The sequence below is a fragment of the Streptomyces sp. P9-A4 genome, assembly GCF_036634195.1.
Classification (GTDB): domain Bacteria; phylum Actinomycetota; class Actinomycetes; order Streptomycetales; family Streptomycetaceae; genus Streptomyces.
This window is the reverse complement of record NZ_JAZIFY010000001.1, coordinates 6,340,223-6,358,415: the sequence shown is the minus strand read 5'-3', so window position 1 is coordinate 6,358,415 and position 18,193 is coordinate 6,340,223. Positions and strand designations below refer to the sequence as shown.

Annotated in this window: 12 protein-coding genes; 4 read left to right on the top strand and 8 right to left on the bottom strand. The window is 73.5% G+C overall.

What is annotated here, in order from left to right; translation table 11 throughout:
- Window positions 1-35 precede the first annotated feature (35 nt).
- Window positions 36-1,124 carry an adenosine deaminase gene (locus tag V4Y03_RS28510; RefSeq protein WP_332436774.1) on the top strand — a complete coding sequence of 363 codons (1,089 nt, stop codon included), beginning with the start codon at window positions 36-38 and terminating at the stop codon, window positions 1,122-1,124.
- Window positions 1,125-1,244: 120 nt separating this feature from the next.
- Here V4Y03_RS28510 and V4Y03_RS28505 read toward each other — a convergent pair whose 3' ends face one another.
- The 6 genes from V4Y03_RS28505 to V4Y03_RS28480 form a co-directional block, all read right to left on the bottom strand.
- Window positions 1,245-3,032 carry a CocE/NonD family hydrolase gene (locus V4Y03_RS28505; protein ID WP_442809765.1) on the bottom strand — a complete coding sequence of 596 codons (1,788 nt, stop codon included), beginning with the start codon at window positions 3,030-3,032 and terminating at the stop codon, window positions 1,245-1,247.
- Between the two features lie 318 nt (window positions 3,033-3,350).
- Window positions 3,351-4,304, bottom strand: coding sequence for a S66 peptidase family protein (locus tag V4Y03_RS28500; protein WP_317876573.1), 954 nt, complete (start codon window positions 4,302-4,304; stop codon window positions 3,351-3,353).
- Complete coding sequence (locus tag V4Y03_RS28495; protein WP_332436773.1) at window positions 4,301-6,304, bottom strand: S9 family peptidase; 2,004 nt, start codon at window positions 6,302-6,304, stop codon at window positions 4,301-4,303. The genes V4Y03_RS28500 and V4Y03_RS28495 overlap by 4 nt, the downstream gene beginning before the upstream one ends.
- 22 nt (window positions 6,305-6,326) lie before the next feature.
- Entirely contained in the window at window positions 6,327-7,661 is a 1,335-nt protein-coding gene (locus V4Y03_RS28490; RefSeq protein ID WP_317874089.1) for a M20/M25/M40 family metallo-hydrolase, read from the bottom strand.
- Entirely contained in the window at window positions 7,654-8,487 is an 834-nt protein-coding gene (locus V4Y03_RS28485; protein ID WP_317874090.1) for a M55 family metallopeptidase, read from the bottom strand. Before V4Y03_RS28485 ends, V4Y03_RS28490 begins: the two co-directional genes overlap by 8 nt.
- A gap of 96 nt (window positions 8,488-8,583) precedes the next feature.
- Window positions 8,584-9,276, bottom strand: a complete 693-nt coding sequence (locus V4Y03_RS28480) for a hypothetical protein (protein WP_332436772.1) — start codon at window positions 9,274-9,276, stop codon at window positions 8,584-8,586.
- 1,283 nt (window positions 9,277-10,559) lie between these two features.
- On the opposite strand from V4Y03_RS28480, the gene V4Y03_RS28475 reads away from it, so the two are divergent.
- Complete coding sequence (locus V4Y03_RS28475) at window positions 10,560-11,786, top strand: hypothetical protein (protein ID WP_332436771.1); 1,227 nt, start codon at window positions 10,560-10,562, stop codon at window positions 11,784-11,786.
- Between the two features lie 10 nt (window positions 11,787-11,796).
- Here the strand turns inward: V4Y03_RS28475 and V4Y03_RS28470 are convergent, their stop codons facing one another.
- Together V4Y03_RS28470 and V4Y03_RS28465 are read right to left on the bottom strand one after the other, a co-directional pair.
- A complete protein-coding gene (locus tag V4Y03_RS28470) occupies window positions 11,797-14,292 on the bottom strand; it encodes an MFS transporter (protein WP_332436770.1) in 2,496 nt (831 codons plus the stop codon).
- Window positions 14,293-14,530: 238 nt separating this feature from the next.
- Window positions 14,531-14,974 (bottom strand): SRPBCC family protein, encoded by a 444-nt coding sequence (locus V4Y03_RS28465; protein ID WP_056562895.1) that lies wholly within the window; start codon window positions 14,972-14,974, stop codon window positions 14,531-14,533.
- 202 nt (window positions 14,975-15,176) lie between these two features.
- On the opposite strand from V4Y03_RS28465, the gene V4Y03_RS28460 reads away from it, so the two are divergent.
- On the top strand, window positions 15,177-16,268 hold the full coding sequence (locus V4Y03_RS28460; RefSeq protein ID WP_332436769.1) for an Rv2578c family radical SAM protein: 1,092 nt from the start codon (window positions 15,177-15,179) through the stop codon (window positions 16,266-16,268).
- A 109-nt stretch (window positions 16,269-16,377) separates the two neighbouring features.
- Window positions 16,378-18,102 carry an alpha/beta hydrolase gene (locus tag V4Y03_RS28455; protein ID WP_332436768.1) on the top strand — a complete coding sequence of 575 codons (1,725 nt, stop codon included), beginning with the start codon at window positions 16,378-16,380 and terminating at the stop codon, window positions 18,100-18,102.
- The last annotated feature ends 91 nt before the right edge of the window (window positions 18,103-18,193 follow it).

Genomic DNA, 18,193 nt, shown 5'->3' with positions numbered 1-18,193 from the left:
GCACCCCGTTCCCCCTTCGCGTACACTTCCCCGCCATGCACTTGTCTGACAACCCTGCCACGCCCGCCGCCACCACCGTCTCCGAGTGGATCCGCCGGGCCCCCAAGGCCGTCCTCCACGACCACCTCGACGGTGGCCTGCGCCCGGCGACCATCGTCGAGCTGGCGCGTGAGTGCGGCTACACCGCGCTGCCGACCGAGGATCCGGCCGCGCTCGCGGTCTGGTTCCGGGACGCCGCCGACTCCGGTTCGCTGGAGCGCTACCTGGAGACCTTCGCCCACACCTGCGCGGTGATGCAGACCCGCGAGGCGCTCACGCGCATCGCGGCCGAGTGCGCCGAGGACCTGGCGGCGGACGGTGTCGTCTACGCGGAGATCCGCTACGCCCCCGAGCAGCACCTCGAAGGCGGGCTCACGCTCGACGAGGTCGTGGAGGCGGTGAACGAGGGCTTCCGCGAGGGCGAGCGCCGGTCCGGCGGCCGGATCACCGTCCGTACGCTACTGACCGGGATGCGCCACACGGACCGGTCCCTGGAGATCGCGCGGCTCACGGTCGCGCACCGGGACAAGGGAGTGGCCGGCTTCGACATCGCGGGCGGTGAGATCGGCAACCCTCCGGCCCGCCACCTCGCCGCCTTCCAGCACCTGAAGCGGGAGAACTGCCACTTCACGATCCACGCGGGCGAGGCCGTCGGCGCGGAGTCGATCCACGAGGCCGTGCAGGTCTGCGGCACGGAGCGGATCGGCCACGGCGTGCGGATCACGGACGACATCGCCGAGGACGGCACGCTGGGCCGGCTGGCCTCGTACGTCCGTGACAACCGCATCGCCCTGGAGGTCTGCCCGACCTCGAACCTCCAGACGGGCGCGTCGAAGGACTACGCCTCGCACCCGATCGACGAGCTGCGCCGCCTCGGTTTCCGGATCACGCTCAACACGGACAACCGGCTGGTCTCCGGCACCACCATGAGCGAGGAGTTCCAGCACATGGTGGACGCGTTCGGCTACGGCGCGGAGGTCTTCGAGGAGTTCACCGTCGCCGCTCTGGACGCCGCCTTCCTCCCCCTCCCGGAGCGCCGCCGCCTCATAGACGAGGTCGTCCGTCCGGGCTACGCGGCTCTCTAGACCGCCCAGGAGGTACGGGGGGCAGGAGCGCAACGCCCTCCTGCCCCCCGTACCCCTCACGAGCGCATCGACTCCAGGTCCTCGCCCCGGCAGGGCTGCCGAGTGGTCATCGCACGACTCTCATCCCACCTTCCCCCGGACCAGGGGGAGTTCGAGCATTCCGGTGTCTTCGGGGGCGTTGACGACCGTGACCGGCTTGACGCCCCGGTTGCCGGCGTACGCCGTGTCGCTTGCCGCGATCACCAGTTCCAGACGGTGGCCGGTCTCGTAGCGGTGGACCACGGCGGGCAGTTCGACCGTGAAGGGGCGTGTCACGTCCGGTACCCGAACCGGTGCGACCAGGCGGTTGACCAGGGTCTTGGTGCCGTCGGGGGCGACGTCGTAGAGCTTGGCGAAGAGCACCAGCTTGTCGGCGGCGTCACCGGAGCCCTGGACCCGCTCGGTCGCCGGTGACACGACCTTCAGGGTGGCCTTCGGGGCGCCGACCAGGTCGACGGGCTCGGTGAGCGGGGCGCTGCTCCAGCCGAGGTACGTCCCCGGGGTGTCGTACGGGCGCGGGTCGGGCAGCCCGATCATTCCGGCGAGCGAGGATTCCGAATGGCTCGTCGCGATCAGCCAGTTGCCGTACGAGCGGGAGCCCCGCGCCACCTTCGTACGGTTGTCGACGAGCTTGCCGTCGCCGGAGAGGTACAGCCGCTGGCTGAGCGCCGGAACCCCGGCCGCCGTGCCGTAGCCGCTCTCCCAGTCGCGGTACCAGGCGAACGCGGGCCCGGTGTCCGCCGTCGTGTTCTTCCGCAGATGGCGGTCGAACCAGGCCAGCACCCGCTGCCCGACGTAGCTGGTCTCCAGGTTCCCCTGCCCCAGGTCCAGTTCACCCGGCTTCTGGCCGCCGCTGTGGCCCCAGGACTGCCAGATCATCCGGGTGTCGACACCGCGCTTCCGCAGCCGGTCGTAGGTGGCCCGTGCCTCGTTGAGGTTGAAGAGGCTGTCGGACTGGCCCTGGACGATCAGCGTGGGGGCCGTGATCCTGTCCAGGTACGACACCGGGGAGACGCTGCGGGCGTACGTCAGCATCCGCTCGGTCTCGGCCGCCGGGTAGCGCCCGGAGTTGAGGAGGCCCACGGTGTCGCAGGCGTCGGTGACGAAGTGCAGACAGCCGAGTGAGTTGATCCTGCTCGGGTCGAGGGACGGGACGAGCAGCGGCTGCCCCTCCCCCATCAGGTAGAACCCGTTGGCCCACTGCCATTTGAAGACGCCCGGGGTGGCGCGGTCGGCGGCGTTGGGGGCCAGGGAGTAGGCGAGGTCGTTCCAGGTGATGAGGGGGACGAGGGCGTCGATGCGGTCGTCGACGGAGGCGGCGGCGAGCTGCACGGCGCCGCCGTAGGAGCCGCCGATCATGCCGACACGCGGGTCACCGGCGCCGCCGCCGTCCCTGGTGACGAAGTCGACGCGGGTGCCGTCGTCGGCGGCCCCCACCCCGCCGAGGAAGTCCACGAGCCTCGCGGCGGCGCGGCCGTCGATCTCCGGGTCGTCGAGGGAGACCAGACAGCCCGTCTTCCCGAAGCCGAGGCCCGAGTAGACCAGGCCGACATAGCCGCGTTCGGCGAAGGCCCTGCCGATGGCGTCGGTGGAACCGTCGCTCTTGCTGCCGCCGAAGCCGTTCGTCGCGAGGACGGCGGGCGCGGGGTGAGCCGCGTCCACTCCCGCCGGCCGGTAGAGGTCGGCGTCGATCGCGCAACTCCGGCCGCCCGCCTCGACGGTGAAGCGGAGCGGAGTCACGGTGTACGAGCCCCCGGCGGTGCTCTCCGCACCGCTCGCGGGCGCCGCGAGGGTGAGGGGCGCGGCGAGCGCGGCCGCTCCGGCCACGAGCGCGAGGGCCTTGCGGGATCGGGGCACGGCACGGGACACAGAGACCTCCACGCTGAGGACGACGCCGAGAGACCCACCGCACCTACCGACTGGTAGGTACCTGGGCAACGCCCATGCTGTGACACGTGTCAGGCCTCGTCAACGCATCCGACCGAGGTTGTTGACGGAGATTCAGTGAAGGCGGCGCACCCGGGGGTCATACCCCGGCCGCACCCCGGCGCCTCGGGTCTCCCCCCGTCCCCGTGCCGCCTCGGCCGCGCGTCGGCCTCGGCGTCGGCGTCGGCGTCGGCGTCGGCGTCGGCGTCGGCGTCGGCGTCGGCGTCGGCGTCGGCGTCGGCGTCGGCGTCGTACGAGCGCTCAGCGCAGGGCCGGTACGTCCAGCGTGAGCGTGCCCTCGTCCGCGTCGAGTACGGCGGGCACGCCGAACGGCAGGGTCAGCGCCGTCTCACTGTGCCCGAAGCCCATCTCCTCGACGACCGGCACCCCGAGTCCGCCGAGCCGGTCGGCCAGCACTGCCCGCACCTCCTCGTACGGGCCGCACTCCGCCCAGGACCCGAGGCCGACGCCCGCGACCCCGTCCAGCCATCCGGAGCGCAGCAGCTGGGTGAGGACCCGGTCGAGCCGGTACGGCTCCTCGCCCACGTCCTCCAGGAGCAGCAGCCCGCCGCGCGCCGAGGGCCGCCCGTACGGGGTGCCGAGGTCGGCGGCGAGGAGGCTGACGCAGCCGCCGAGCGTGACGCCCCGGGCCCGGCCCGGCACCAGGGTCCGCGCCGTGTCCAGACCGAGCGTCCGCACCGACTCCGGTTCGAACAGCGTGGCCCGCAGCGACTCCTGGGTGCGCGGGTCCGACAGGAAGGTGCCGGCGGCGACCATCGGCCCGTGCAGGGTGGCGTATCCCGCGCGTCCGGCGAACGCCTCGTGCAAGGCGGTGACGTCGCTGTAGCCGACGAAGGCCTTGGGCCCGGCCGCCCGGACCGCCGTCCAGTCCACCAGGTCCACCATGCGCTGGACCCCGAACCCGCCCCGGGCGCAGATCACCGCGTCCACCGAGGGGTCGCACCAGACCTCGGTCAGATCGCGCGCCCGGTCCCGGTCGGCGCCCGCGAGGTACCCGAGGGTGGGATGGGTGTCCAGGACGTGCGGGGCGACCACCGGGTCCAGGTCCCAGCCTCGCAGGACGGCGAGGCCCGCCCGCAGCCGCTCCTCGGGGACGGGTCCGCTGGGGGCGACGACCGCGACCCGCGACCCGGGGCGCAGCCGCTCGGCCCTGGCCAGGGCTTCGACGGCGACGAGCGGGGCTTCGGCGGTCACGTCCGGTACTCCAGGTCGGGCACGTCCGACCGGCTGATGCCGAAGGTCCGTACGTACAGCGACAGTTCGGCCTCCAGAGCGCGCACCATCGTGTCCGCCCTGCGGAAGCCGTGGCCCTCGCCCTCGAAGGCGAGGTAGGCGTGCGGGACACCCCGGCCCGCCGTGCGGGCGAGAAAGCGATCGGCCTGCGCGGGCGGGCAGATGACGTCGTCGAGGCCCTGGAGCAGCAGGAACGGCGCGGTGATCCGGTCGACGTGCTCGATCGGTGAGCGCTCCTTGTAGCGGGCGGGCACCTCGTCGAGCGAACCCACCAGCCCTTCGAGGTACTGGGACTCGAAGTCGTGGGTCTCGTCGGTGGCCCAGCCCCGCAGGTCGAGGATGGGGTAGATGATCGTGCCGCAGGCGTACACGTCGGTGGAGACGAGGGACGCGGCCGTCGTCCAGCCGCCGGCGCTGCCGCCGCGCACGGCGAGCCGCGCCGGGTCGGCGGTGCCCTCGGCGGCGAGCGCCGCCGCGACGGCCGCGCAGTCCTCGACGTCGACGACGCCCCACTGTTCGCGCAGCCGCTCCCGGTACTCCCGGCCGTAGCCGGTCGAGCCGCCGTAGTCGACCTCGGCGACGCCGATGCCCCGCGAGGTGAAGTAGGCGATCTCCAGGTCCAGGACGAGCGGCGCGCGCCCGGTGGGGCCGCCGTGCGCCCAGATCACATAGGGCGGCAGCTCCCCCTCGGGTCCGGTGAACCCGGGGTGGTGCGGCGGGTACACCTGGGCGTGGATCTCCCGCCCGCCGGGGCCGGTGAAGGTGCGGACGCGGGGCTCGGGGAGGTACGCGGGGTCGACGGCGTCGGTGTGCGCGGAGCCGACCACGCGGCTGCGGCCGGTGCGGGTGTCGAGCTCGACGAGCTCGGCGGAGCGGTGCGGTCCGGCGGCGACGCCGACCACCCGGGTGCCGTGGGCGGCGAGGGCGGACGCCCACTCGCCGCGGGGTCCGCCGGCGTCGACGAGGGCGCCGCGCTCGGGGTCGAGTATTCCGAGGGTGGTGGTCCCCTTGCCGTGGACGACGGCGATCAGCCCGTTCTCCAGGGGCGCGAACCAGCGGAGGCCGATCTGCCAGAGCGGTCCGCCGAACTCCTCGGCGCGGGGGCAGAGCGCGACCGGTTCGGTGAGGCCGCCGTCGGCGTCGACCTCCGCGCGGTAGAGGTTCCACCAGCCGGTGCGGTCGCTGACGAGGAGGAGCCGTCCGGCCGCGTCCCAGTCGACCTGCGGGATCGACTCGGAGGTCCCGCCGGCGACGGTCCTCGCGTCCAGGAAGGTGCCGTCGGGGCCGACCTCGGCGAGCTGGACCTCGGTGCCGTCCCAGGGCATCCGGGGGTGGTCCCAGGCGATCCACACCACCCGCTGCCCGTCCGGGGAGCGCCGGGGTCCGGTCACGAACCGGTGCCTCCCGTCGGAGAGTTCCCGTACGGCGGTGCGGTCCTCGGCGGCCGATCCGTCGAGCGGGACGGCGGCGAGGACACGGCGCACATCGGTGGGCCCGGGTCCGGTGAACTCCTCCAGGACGCACCACACCTCGTCCCGCTCCGGGTGGATCACGGGGTCCACCCAGCGCAGTCCGCCGCCGACCCCGGAGACGGGGGTGAGGGGGCGCGGCTCGGCACCGGGGGCGGCGTCGGGTTCGTAGGCGTAGAGCCGCTGGTCGGGGAAGTGGCAGAAGACGGCGAGCGGTCCGCCCGCCGGGCGCTCGACGGCCGCCCAGGGCCGGCCGCCGTACTCGATCACCCGGCTGCGGACGTTCCACGGCGCGGGCAGCAGGCTCTCCTCGGTGCCGTCGGCGCGCCGTCGGACGAGGGCGCGCCGGCCGCCCTCGACCGGGCGGGGCGCGGTCCACCACAGCTCGTCGCCGACGGCGCCGAGGTACTCGGGCCGCCCGTCGTGCGCGGCGGCGAGCGCGGCGCCGACGGGTGACGGCCAGCTGCCGTATCCGGCCGTGGTCATGGCCATCCCAACTCCCCCTGTCACGGTCCTACGCGGTCTTCAGATAGTGGTCGAGCACCCGGACGCCGAAGTGCAGGGCGTCCACCGGGATCCGTTCGTCGACGCCGTGGAACAGCGCCGCGTAGTCGAGGCCCGGGGGCAGCCGGAGCGGCGAGAAGCCGTAGCCGGTGATGCCGAGGCGGGAGAACTGCTTGGCGTCGGTGCCGCCGGACATGGTGAAGGGCACCACGCGTCCGGCCGGGTCGAAGCGCTCGACGGCGGCCCGCAGCTTCGCGAAGGTGGGCGAGTCGACGGGCGCTTCGAGGGCCACCTCGCGGTGGTGGAACTCCCAGTGCACGTCGGGTCCGGTGAGCCGGTCCATGGTCGCGGCGAACTCGTCCTCGGTGCCCGGCAGGGTCCGTCCGTCGATGTACGCGACGGCCTGGCCGGGGATGACGTTGACCTTGTATCCGGCTTCCAGCATCGTCGGATTGGTGCTGTTGCGGACGGTCGGCGCCACGAGCGCGGCGGCGGGTCCGAGCTTGTCGAGGAGGAGGTCGACGTCGAGGTCGGGGGCTTCGGTGTCGATGTCGATCCCGTACAGCGCGGCGAGTTCGGTGAGGGCCGCGCGGACGGTGGCGGTGAGGCGCACCGGCCAGGTGTGCGCGCCGATCCGGGCGACGGCGTCGGCGAGACGGGTCACGGCGTTGGCCGTGTTCACCTTGGAGCCGTGGCCGGCCCGGCCGTGGGCGGTCAGCTTGAGCCAGGCGGTGCCCCGCTCCCCGGCCGCGATCGGGTAGAGGGTGGTGCCGGGCTGCGGGTGGAAGCTGAACGCCCCGGACTCGCTGATGCCCTCGGTGCAGCCCTCGAAGAGCGCGGCGTGCCGGTCGGCGAGGAAACCGGAGCCGTCGTCGGCGCTGGCCTCCTCGTCTGCGGTGTAGGCGAGGACGATGTCGCGGCGCGGCCGGACGCCCTGCCGGGCCCAGGAGCGGGCGACGGCCAGGACCATCGCGTCCATGTTCTTCATGTCGACGGCCCCGCGCCCCCACACGAGCCCGTCGCGGACCTCCCCGGAGAAGGGGTGGACGGTCCACTCCGCAGGGTCGGCGGGCACCACGTCGAGATGCCCGTGGACGAGGAGGGCGTCGGCCGTGGGGTCGGTGCCGGGAATGCGCGCCACCACGTTGGTGCGGCCGGGGGTCCGCTCCAGCAGGGTGGGTTCGATGCCGGCGGCGGCCAGCCGCTCGGCGACGTACTCGGCGGCGGGCCGCTCGCGGCAGTCGCCGCCGCCCCGGTTGGTGGTGTCGATGCGGATGAGCTCGGAGGTGAAGGTGACCACCTCGTCGAGCGCCGTCGTGTCCGGTACCCGGACCTCCTCAGCCATACTGTTCCTCCACCGCGGCCGAGACGATGGTCGTGACCGCCTTGAACGTACGAATTGCCTCGTACATCGTCCCGCTCGTGTACGAGACGCGCCGCTCGCCGCTCCGCGCCACGCCGGGAACCACCGTGGCGGCGGCGCCCAGGTGCTCGGCGTCGAACTCCAGCTCCACGGTGAAGGGCCCGCCCCTGACCGGTTCGTGGCGCACTGCGAGCGCCGCGCCGGCCTTGGCGGCCTCCCGGATGTCGGCGGCGGTTCTGGCCGGGGTGCGGCACACCGCCGCGTACCGCGAGACGTAGTCCTTGACAGCGACCTTGGGTGCCCCGGGGGCGTATCCGAGGGCGTCGTCGCAGGTGAGGTCGTCCCCGGTGACGAGGACGACGGGGACCCCGTACTCCGCGACCACGTGGGCGTTGAGCAGGCCCTCGCTCGCGCGCTCGCCGTTGAGCCAGACGCCGGTGATGGAGTTGGCGAGATAGGTGTGCGCGAGGACGCCCTCGGCTCCGGCGCCGGTGTGGTAGCCGACGAACGCGATGCCGTCGACGTCCCCGTGCTGGACGCCCTCGACCATGGAGAGCGACTTGTGCCGTCCGGTGAGCATCTCGGCCCGGTCGTCGAGCCGCTCCAGGAGCAGGTTCCGCATGGACCAGTGCGCTTCGTTGATGAGGACCTCGTCGGCACCGCCGTCGAAGAAGCCGAGCACGGCGGCGTTCACGTCGGAGGTGAACATCGCGCGGCACCGCTCCCACTGGGGGGTGCCGGGCAGCACGTCGGCGGGCCAGGTCACACCGGTCGCGCCCTCCATGTCGGCGCTGATGAGGATCTTCATGTCTGGCACCGTACGCGCCGCCCGGCGCCCCCACCACCCCTGTGGATAACCACCGTTGGAGTGGACCAATGACGGTCACCGGGTCGGCGGTACGGGTCACCCGGCCAGTTCCGGATACGTCCGGGGGTCCCCTTTCGCCAGCCGCCGCAGGACGGCCGCCGCCTGCTCCTCGGGCGGTCTTCCGTCGTCCGGGAGGCGCCAGAGGAACTGCTGGGGCTCGCCCCGAGCCGCGTTCCGGCCGGGCTCGCCCCGCGCCGTCTCCAGGCCCGGGGCCCCGAGCGGCGGCCCGGTGAAGGTGACCACGGTGGTGTCCCGTTCCCGGAAGTCGGTGCTGATCCAGCCCTGCCGGAGGCCCCAGCGGGTGAGGAGGTCCGGTCGGTCGCGGAGCCCGGCGGTGATCAGCCGGGAGGTGCGCCGGGCAGGCCAGGTCCAGCCGTGGTCCTGCTCGGCGCGCGCGACCTCGGCGTCGTACGCGGCGGCGTCGAAGCGGTAAGCGGGGAGGTCCGGCCGCCCGTCCGGTCCGCCCGGCCGCCGCCAGTCGCTCCACACGACGTGCCCGCCCTCCCGGCGCACGGTCACGTACAGCGCGCCGCAGCAGCCCTCGGTGCAGTACGCCTCGGCGAGCCGTACCTCCCGGGGTTCGGGCCCTGCCCGCAGCGCGCCGCTGTCGAGGAGCCGCTCGGGGGACTCCCCCGGCCCCGGGCCGAAGGCCTCCGGCACGAGGGGGCGCCCGTCGATCAGGAAGCGGGTCTCGACAACATCCGGATCGCCGGGGTCGGCGACGGCCACCTCGATCCGGAACCGGGGCGGGTCCTGCGGGACGGCGCGCAGCCCGCGTGCCGTACGGCGGATCCAGTCGGCGCGCTGCTGTTCGTCCCGGCCGGCCGGGAGCCTGCCCCGGCCACGCCGCCGTGTCCAGGAGGGTGCGGTGGAGGGCCTCGCGTCGGCCGGGCGGCCAGGGAAGGAGGTGGGAGGCGCCGCTGTGCAGATCGAGGGCGAGGGTGAGCAGCCGGGCCCGGTGGTCCACGTCGCGGGGCAGCAGGTGGGCGCGGGCGGTCACCGTCTCGTACAGGTCGACGGCTTCTCCGTACCGCAGGATCTCGGCCCGGTAGTCCCGGCTGCTGGTCATCCGGCCGAGGAGCCACACGGCCCGCGCGAGGATCTCGGGGTGGTCCGGTGCCGTCCGGAGGAGCCCTGCGAGGCCGACGGCCTCGGCGACCCGCCGGGCGACCTCGGGCCCCGGTCCCCGCCCGTCCGTGGGGAGACTCAGGAGCCGGTCGGGCACGGCCGCCCGGTCCCCGGCGGCCAGGGTGTCGACGAGCGCGCGCAGTTCGTCGCCGCGGGTCCGGTGGATCAGCCACACCAGGGCGGCGGCTCCCCGGTCCAGGGGGGCGAGGGCGGCGTCGACGGGGTGGACGAGTCCGTCGAGCAGGCCGAGGACACGCAGGTACGGCACGTCCTCGGGTTCCGCGAGCCGGCTCAGGAGCCCCAGCCCGGCGGACACGCCCTGGACGGTCGTTCCGCTCCGGACGAGGTGCCGGGCGAAGGACCGGGCGAGGGCGCGGTCGGCGGGATCCTCGGGCGGTTCGATGGCCGCCGCCGCGGCGAAGACGGTCCGCTCGCGGACGACGCCCGTCGAGGCCAGCACGGATTCCGCGTCGGCGGCGGCGTGGGCGAGGTCGAGGACGTCGAGCGCTCCGAGGAGCGGGACCAGGGTTCCGGTGACGGCGGCGCAGGCCTCGCGGTACTGGAGGCCGGGAGCCCGTCGGCGGGGCCGCGCGCCGTCGGGGACGGGGTGGCCGCCCCGGGGCGGCGGCCCGTCGGGGTCGCTGTCGCGCAGCCCCTTGGCGTAGGCGTACAGGGAGGGTGCGAGCGTCGGGCGCTCGTACGGGGCGCTCATCGCGCGGGGTGGTACTCGATTCCGGAGTTCATGGCAGCATCCTCTCGGCCGGCCGCCCACCACGCCAGCGCTTTTCCCCGCTCCGGTACACGGAATCGGACGAAACATCGCCAAGGGGTGCGTATAGGCTGTCGGCCGCAGTTCTCGTACCCGACCTTCCGGAGTGCTCTCGGTGACCATCGCCCTCGACCCGTCCGACACCTCCCCCGCCGTCCCCGCGCCCGCCGACACGTCGGAGGAGTTCTGGGTCCAGCAGCCCGGGCCGCAGGCCGACGGGGCCGTGGAGACCACCGGGACCGCGCAGGCCGCGCAGGCCACCGAGGCGGCCGAAGCCGCGGACGACTCCGCCGATGAGCCCGCCGACTCCACCGACGAGTCCGGCGACGAGTCCGTCCCCGCCGCCGACCTCGATCCCGTCGTCGTCCGTGACGCCCAGGACTTCGGCGTGTACGCGCGTACCGGCGGCTGGGCCTTCGCGCTCAAGGTGGCCCGGAGCGTCCGGCCCGGCGGCCAGGCCGCCGAGGGGACGGCCCGGACGAAGATCTCCGCGAAGGCCTTCGCCGGGATCGCGGGCTGCTCGCCGGAGCGGGTCATGCGCCATTACAAGGCCTGGGACATGGCGGCCGACGACGGTCTGGTCCCGCAGTTCGAGGTGCTCGTCCCCGGCGAGGACATCGAGCTGCCCGACGCGGACGTCTGGCTGTCGTACTACACCTCCCGCAACAGCGCCTCGTCGGTGCGCGGCCAGGCCATCACGGCGGCGGCCGAGGCGGAGGGCATCCGGCCGACGAAGGCACTGGAGGTCGCCGAGAACCCGACGGCGCTGCGGGCCGCGATCCTCGCGGACCCGGGGACGGCGGAGGCGGCGCGCGGCGCGCTGCTCGACCGGATGAAGGAGGACCCGGCGCTCCAGACCGAGATGGCCCGCGCCTTCGCGCGGACGGACGACCTGAAGAAGGCGGTGGCGAGCGAGGCGAAGGCCGCCGACCGCATCGGGTACGTACGCCAGATCGTCGAGAACGGCCAGATCAAGACCCCCGCCGGGCAGACCGTGGAGGCGCCGGCCGAGCTGCGGGCCGAGGCCGAGCGGCACCTCTCGCTCCTCGACGAGCTCGACGACTCCGAGGAGGCGGGCGAATGGGCCGGTGAGGCGTACGACACCGTGAAGGGTCTGGTCGCCAAGGCGGTGGAGGAGGATCCGGAACTGCGCGTCCAGGAGCGGCGGACGAAGTTCTACAACAGCCTGCAGAAGGCGACGAAGGTCTTCGAGGAACTGACGCTCGACGAGGTCATGGAGGAGGACATCTACGAGGCGGACATGCTCCAGCGCCTCGAAGCCCTCCAGGAGGCGATCGGCACCTGCATCAGCGCGCTGCGCAAGGCGTCGACCACCTCCTGAGAACGGCCGCTCAGTCCTGGTGGCCGAGCTGGAGGTCGCGCTCGGTGCGGCCTCCGCCGGCCATCTGGAGGACCGTGGCGACGGGCGGGTAGCCGGCGGCGATCACCGTGTACTCGCCGGAGGACAGGTCCACGAAGCGGAACGTGCCGTCGGCCCCGGTGGTGAGGGTGTCCACGACGTTCCCGGCGGCGTCGAGCAGGGTGACCCGGGCGTCCTCGACGGGGCGCCCGCCGCCGGCCCGCACCGTGCCGCGCAGGACCGCGCCACCGGCGAGTTCGATGTCCTGCCGGGTCTCGCGGGCGGCCTGGACGCTCACCGGGAGCGCGGCGGGCCGGAAGGCGGGGGCGCTGGCGGCGAGCGTGTACTCGCCCGCGACCAGTTCGGTGATCTCGTAGCCGCCCTCGCGTCCGCTGCGGGTGGAGGCGACGACCTCGCCGCGTACGTCGGTGAGGGTGACGGACGCGTCGCGTACGGGCGTCCCGTCGGCGGTGACGACGCTGCCCGCGAGCCGTCCGGCGCCGCCGAGGACGACGTCGAGCTCGATCGGGCGGTCTCCGACGGTCACGGAGACGGCCTGGGGCTGGTGTCCGCCGGCCGCCGCGATCAGGACGTACGCGCCGCCGCCGGGGACGCTCAGCGCGTATCGGCCGTCCTCGCCGCTGGCGCCTCGCCCGACCTGTCGGCCCTGGACGTCGATGAGGGTGAGCGCGGCCCGGGGGACGCGGCTGCCGTCGTGGTGCTGGACGGTGCCGCAGACGGGCATGCCGGAGTGCGGCGGGGCGGCGGCGGGTGCGGTGTGGTGCGGAGCGACGTACTGCGGGGCGGCGTGGCGGGCCTGCGGGACCGCCTGGGTGGAGCCGAAGTCGTCGGCCTCGGTGGCCTCGGTGGTGGGGCTGTGGTGGGACACCAGCGGTTTCTCCTTGAGGAAGAAGGCGAGGACGAGACCGACCGCGAGGACCGGCACGAGGTAGAGGAAGATGCGCGGCATGGCGTCGGCGTACGCCTGGATGTAGGCGTCGCGCACGGCGGGCGGCAGGGTGTGCACCGACTGCGGGGTGATCGACTCGGCCGGCGGCAGGGCCGTACCGGCGGAGAGGACGCCGGCGAGCCGGTCGGCGAGGGCGTCGTCGAGCCGGGAGGCGAAGAGGGTGCCGAAGACGGCGGCGCCGACGCTGCCGCCGATCTGGCGGAAGTAGTTGTGGGCGCTGGTGGCGGTGCCGAGGTCGCCGGGCCGTACGGAGTTCTGCACGGCGAGGATCAGTACCGGCATGACGAGTCCGATGCCGGTGCCGAGGACGGCCTGCCAGAGGCTGTGCTGGAGGCGCGGGGTGTCGGTGTCCATGCGGGAGAGCAGCCACATGCCGAGGACGGCGACGGCCCCGCCGATCACCGGGTAGATCCTGTAGCGGCCGGTGCGGCTGATGAGCTGCCCGGAGACGACCGAGGAGACGACGATGCCGCCCATGAGCGGCAGCATCATGAGGCCGGACTCGGTGGCGCTGGCGCCCTCGACCATCTGCAGGAAGCTGGGGAGGTAGCTGGCGGCGCCGAAGAGCGCGACGCCGATGACGGCGCCGACGAGGGCGGTGACGGTGAAGACCGGGTCGCGGAACAGCCGGAGCGGGATGAGGGGTTCGGGCGCCAAGTGCTCGACGACCAGGAAGAGCAGGGTGCTTCCGGCGGCGCCGCAGGCGAGGGCGATGACGACCCGGGAGCCCCAGGCGTACTCGGTGCCGCCCCAGCTGGTCAGCAGCACCAGGCAGGTGGAGGCGGCGGCGAGGAGCAGGGCGCCGAGGACGTCGAAACGCGCGCGTGCCGTGGGCTTGGGGAGCTTGAGGACGACGGCGACGACGGCGAGGGTGACGAGCCCGAACGGCACGTTGAAGTAGAAGCACCAGCGCCAGGAGACGTGGTCGGTGAAGAAGCCGCCGAGCAGGGGGCCCGCGACGGAGGCGAGGCCGAAGGCGGCGCCGATCAGGCCCATGTACCGGCCGCGTTGCCGGGCGGGGACGATGTCGGCCATGATCGCCTGGACGCCGATCATCAGGCCGCCGGCCCCGAGGCCCTGGACCGCCCGGAAGGCGATGAGCTCGTCCATGCTGCGGGACCAGCCGGCGAGGGCGGAGCCGATGACGAAGACGACGATCGCGAAGAGGAAGACGCCCTTGCGGCCGAGCAGGTCGCCGAGCTTCCCGTAGACCGGGAGGCCGATGGTGGAGGTCAGCAGGTAGGCGGTGATCGCCCAGGACATCCGGTCGAGGCCCTGGAGTTCGCCGACGATCTTCGGCAGGGCGGTGGCGACGATCATCTGCTCCAGCGCGGCGAGGAGCAGCGCGAGCATCAGACCGCAGAAGACGAGGCGGACGCGGCGGGGGTCGAGGGCGGCGGGTCCGGGATCGGGCGGCGGTGGTGCGAGCTCGGCGGGCGGTCCGCCCGCGGCGGGCGGCTGCGCGCCCTCGGTGTCCGCCGTACCCTCGGCGGACTTCACCATCGTGATCGCACCCACGTACCTGCTCCCCTCGTGACGGCGTCTGCGCCGCGCCATTCTTCGCATTCGCCGCGAAGGGGGAGCAAGTCGGGCGGTACGGGAGGCCGGTGACGTCCGGGGGGCCGAACGACCCCACGCTACGGCGCACTTGGGTCGCTCATCAGCGCGTTTACGAGGGGGCCCGCGCCCCCCGATGCGCCGGGGCGCCGTCACGGGGGTGCGGGCGATCCACTCGAATCGGTGAACGCTCCGGGCGTTACTTCTCGACCTCGTCCGCCAGCTTGGCGAGAACGGCGTCGTAGATCCTGCCGAGACCCTTGGGCGCGAAGGTCCGCTCGAAGAAGCCGCCGACGCCGCTCGCGCCGTCCCAGACGGTGGTGACGACGGCACGGGACTTGCCCTCGCCGGCGGGGGTCACGACCCAGGTGGTGACCATGGAGGAGTTGCGGTCCTTCTCGACGAGCTGCCCGTCGGTGGGCTCGGTGACCTCCAGGAGGCAGTCACGGACACGCTTGCTCGTGGCCTGGAGCTTCCAGTGGACGAGGGTCCCCTCGCCGTCGCCGCCCTCGCGCACCTCGTACTCGCTGAAGTGCTCGGGGAGCAGCTTCGCGCGCGTGCCGCTGTAGTCCGCCAGCGCGTCGAACACCGTCTCCGCGTCCGCCGCGACGATCCGTTCCGTGGTGGCCTCGACCTGCGCCATGACTTCCTCCAGCTCGTGGTTCCTCAGGGGTGTGGGCCAAGCGAACCACGTGGGCTCCGGGGCGCGAAATCGGGGTTGCGGCGATCAAGGGAACAAGTGTTCTATTCTGGCCGAACGGTCGACAGCGGGGCCCGAGCGGACCCCGGCGACGACCCGCAGCAGACCGGAGCAGGCCCGCAGCAGAACCACCGAGGAGGCGTCCATGCGCTGGGACAATCTGGGCGACACCCCCGCCACTCCCGCCGACATCGCCCTGTTCGGCACGGACGCGGTCACCACCAGGACCTTCGACACCCCAGAGTTCCGGGGCATCACCTTCCACGAGGTACGGGCCCGCTCGATCCTCAACCGGGTGCCGGGCGCCTCCCGGATGCCGTTCGAATGGACGGTCAACCCCTACCGGGGGTGCACGCACGCGTGCGTGTACTGCTTCGCCCGCAAGACCCACAGCTATCTCGACCTCGACACCGGGCTCGGCTTCGACTCCCAGATCGTCGTCAAGATCAACGCACCCGAGGTGCTGGCCCGCCAGCTCGCCTCCGCCCGCTGGCAGGGCGCGCACGTGGCGATGGGCACCAATGTCGACTGCTACCAGCGGGCCGAGGGCCGGTACCGCCTGATGCCGGGCATCCTCGCGGCGCTGCGCGACCACGCCAACCCGTTCTCGATCCTCACCAAGGGCACGCTGATCCTGCGCGACCTGGACCTCCTCACCCAGGCGGCCGGGGTCACCGAGGTCGGCATCTCCGTCTCGGTCGGCTTCACCGACCAGGAGCTGTGGCGGACGATCGAGCCCGGCACGCCCTCCCCGCAGCGCCGGCTCGATGTCGTCCGCACGCTCGGCGAGCACGGCATCGACTGCGGGGTCCTGATGGCGCCCGTGGTCCCCTTCCTCGGCGACCGGCCCGAGCAGCTGCGCGACACGGTCCGGGCCATCGCCGAGTCCGGGGCGAGTTCGGTCACCCCGCTCGTCCTGCACCTGCGGCCCGGCGCCCGCGAGTGGTTCATGCAGTGGCTGCGCCGTCACCACCCGGAGCTGGTGGGGCGGTACGAGCGGATGTACGCGGACGGGGCCTACGCGCCGACCTGGTACCAGCGCCGGATCACCCGTCAGGTGCACGAACTCGCCGCCGAGTTCGGGATCGGCCCGGCCGACCGGGGCGCGGCGCGCCGCATATCGACATCGGGGCCGGGACCGGGAGACGCGCCGACATCGCGACCGGGACCGGCACGGGCGGGGACGCCGGAGACGCCCGCCGCCTCGACCGTCCCCGAGCAGCTGACCCTCCTCTGACTTCCGATCATCGGACCGATCGCCTGACACACCGTCGGACCGTCCTCTGTTCGGGTCAACTCTGGCCGGAACAGGTCCTGACACGGCCCGTTCGGGGCACGGACGCCCTATGACCCCACGCGCAGGAATGCTGATCGCCGCAGGAGCGCTGGTCGCCGGGACGGTCACCGTCCTGCCCGCCGCCCCCGCGAGCGCCGGTGAACCGACCCCCCGCCCGCTCCCCCCGCTCACCTGGACCGACTGCGCCACCAAGGCGTACCCGAAGCTCCAGTGCGCCACCGTCAGGACGCCCCTCAACCACGACGACCCGGCGGGCCGGACCGTCACCCTCGCCCTCACCCGGGTCCAGCACACCGCGAAGACCTTCCAGGGGCCGCTGCTCGTCAACCCCGGCGGGCCCGGCGGCAGCGGGCGGGGCATGGCCGGGTACGTGGCCGCCACGCTGCCCCCGAAGGTGGCCGCCGAGTACGACGTCATCGGCTTCGACCCGCGCGGGGTGGGCAGGAGCGAGCCCGCGCTCGACTGCAAGCCCGGCCAGTTCAAGCCGGTCCGCCCGGACTCCGTGCCGCGCGGCGCCGAGGGCGAGCGGGTCGGGGTCGAGCGGGCGCAGGCCTTCGCCAGGGCCTGCGGCGAGAAGTACGCGGACGTGCTGCCGTACATCGACACCGTGAGCACCGCCCGGGACCTGGACGTCATCCGCCGGGCGCTCGGCGCACCGAAGATCAACTACCTCGGATACTCGTACGGCACCTACCTGGGCGCCGTCTACGCCCGGCTCCACCCCGACAGGGTGCGGCGGATGGCGCTGGACTCCGTCGTCAACCCGCACGGTGTCTGGTACGAGGACAACATCGCGCAGGACTACGCCTTCGACGCCCGCCACAAGGACTTCATGGCCTGGGTGGCCCGGCACGACTCCGTGTACAAGCTGGGCACGGACCCGGCGGCGGTGGAGGCGGCCTGGTACCGGATGCGCGACCGGCTGCGCGAGACCCCGGCCGGCGGGAAGGTCGGACCGGGCGAGCTGGAGGACACCTTCCTGCCCGGCGGGTACTACAACGGCTACTGGCCGCGACTGGCGAGCGCGTTCGCCGCGTACGTCAACGACGGGAACGCGGTCCCGCTGACGGAGGCGTACGAGCGGTACGGGGAGGCCGACGCCGCCGCCGACAACGGCTATTCGGTCTACACGGCCGTGCAGTGCCGGGACGCGGGCTGGCCCCGGGACTGGAACGTCTGGCGCAAGGACAGCTGGGACGTGCACGCCAAGGCGCCCTTCTCGACCTGGAACAACGCCTGGTACAACGCGCCCTGCGCGTTCTGGCCGGTGGACTCGCTCACCCCGCCGGACGTCAGCAACGACCAGGTGCCGCCGGTCCTCGTCCTCCAGGCCACGGACGACGCGGCGACGCCGTACGAGGGCGGGGTCGCCCTGCACCGGCTGCTGCGCGGCTCCAGCCTGGTCGTCGAGGAGGGCGGCGAGAACCACGGGGTGACCCTCAGCGGGAACGACTGCCTCGACGAGCACCTGGCCACCTACCTCGCCACGGGCAAGGTCCCGCGCGCGAAGGACGACGGCGAGGTCGACGCGGTCTGCGCGTCCCGCCCGGAACCGGAGCCGGCGCCGGCGGCACCCCCGGAGGAGAAGCAGAGCGGGATGCAGGCCGGGAAGCAGACCAGGGAGCGGGCCGGAACCCCCGCGAGCCGGTCCGTCACGGTTCCCGCCTCCGCCACCGCCCCCGCGAGCCGGTCCGTCACGGTTCCCGCCTCCGCCACCACCCCCGCCGAGCCCGCCGCCGCCGTCCTGCACGGGCTCCTCGGCCAGGTGCGCTGACACCGCAGCCCGACCACTGACAGCCTGCCGACAGCCCGCCCGCGACGCCCGCGCCCCTTGGGGCGCGGGCGTTGTCAGTGCCGTGCGCGAG

What these genes read in the sequence shown, in the direction of transcription:
- V4Y03_RS28485 (WP_317874090.1), bottom strand. Translation starts at nt 8,487, where the DNA reads ATGAAGATCCTCATCAGCGCCGACATGGAGGGCGCGACCGGTGTGACC.
- V4Y03_RS28495 (WP_332436773.1), bottom strand. Translation starts at nt 6,304, where the DNA reads ATGGCCATGACCACGGCCGGATACGGCAGCTGGCCGTCACCCGTCGGC.
- V4Y03_RS28490 (WP_317874089.1), bottom strand. Translation starts at nt 7,661, where the DNA reads ATGGCTGAGGAGGTCCGGGTACCGGACACGACGGCGCTCGACGAGGTG.
- V4Y03_RS28510 (WP_332436774.1), top strand. Translation starts at nt 36, where the DNA reads ATGCACTTGTCTGACAACCCTGCCACGCCCGCCGCCACCACCGTCTCC.
- V4Y03_RS28460 (WP_332436769.1), top strand. Translation starts at nt 15,177, where the DNA reads ATGCGCTGGGACAATCTGGGCGACACCCCCGCCACTCCCGCCGACATC.
- V4Y03_RS28465 (WP_056562895.1), bottom strand. Translation starts at nt 14,974, where the DNA reads ATGGCGCAGGTCGAGGCCACCACGGAACGGATCGTCGCGGCGGACGCG.
- V4Y03_RS28455 (WP_332436768.1), top strand. Translation starts at nt 16,378, where the DNA reads ATGACCCCACGCGCAGGAATGCTGATCGCCGCAGGAGCGCTGGTCGCC.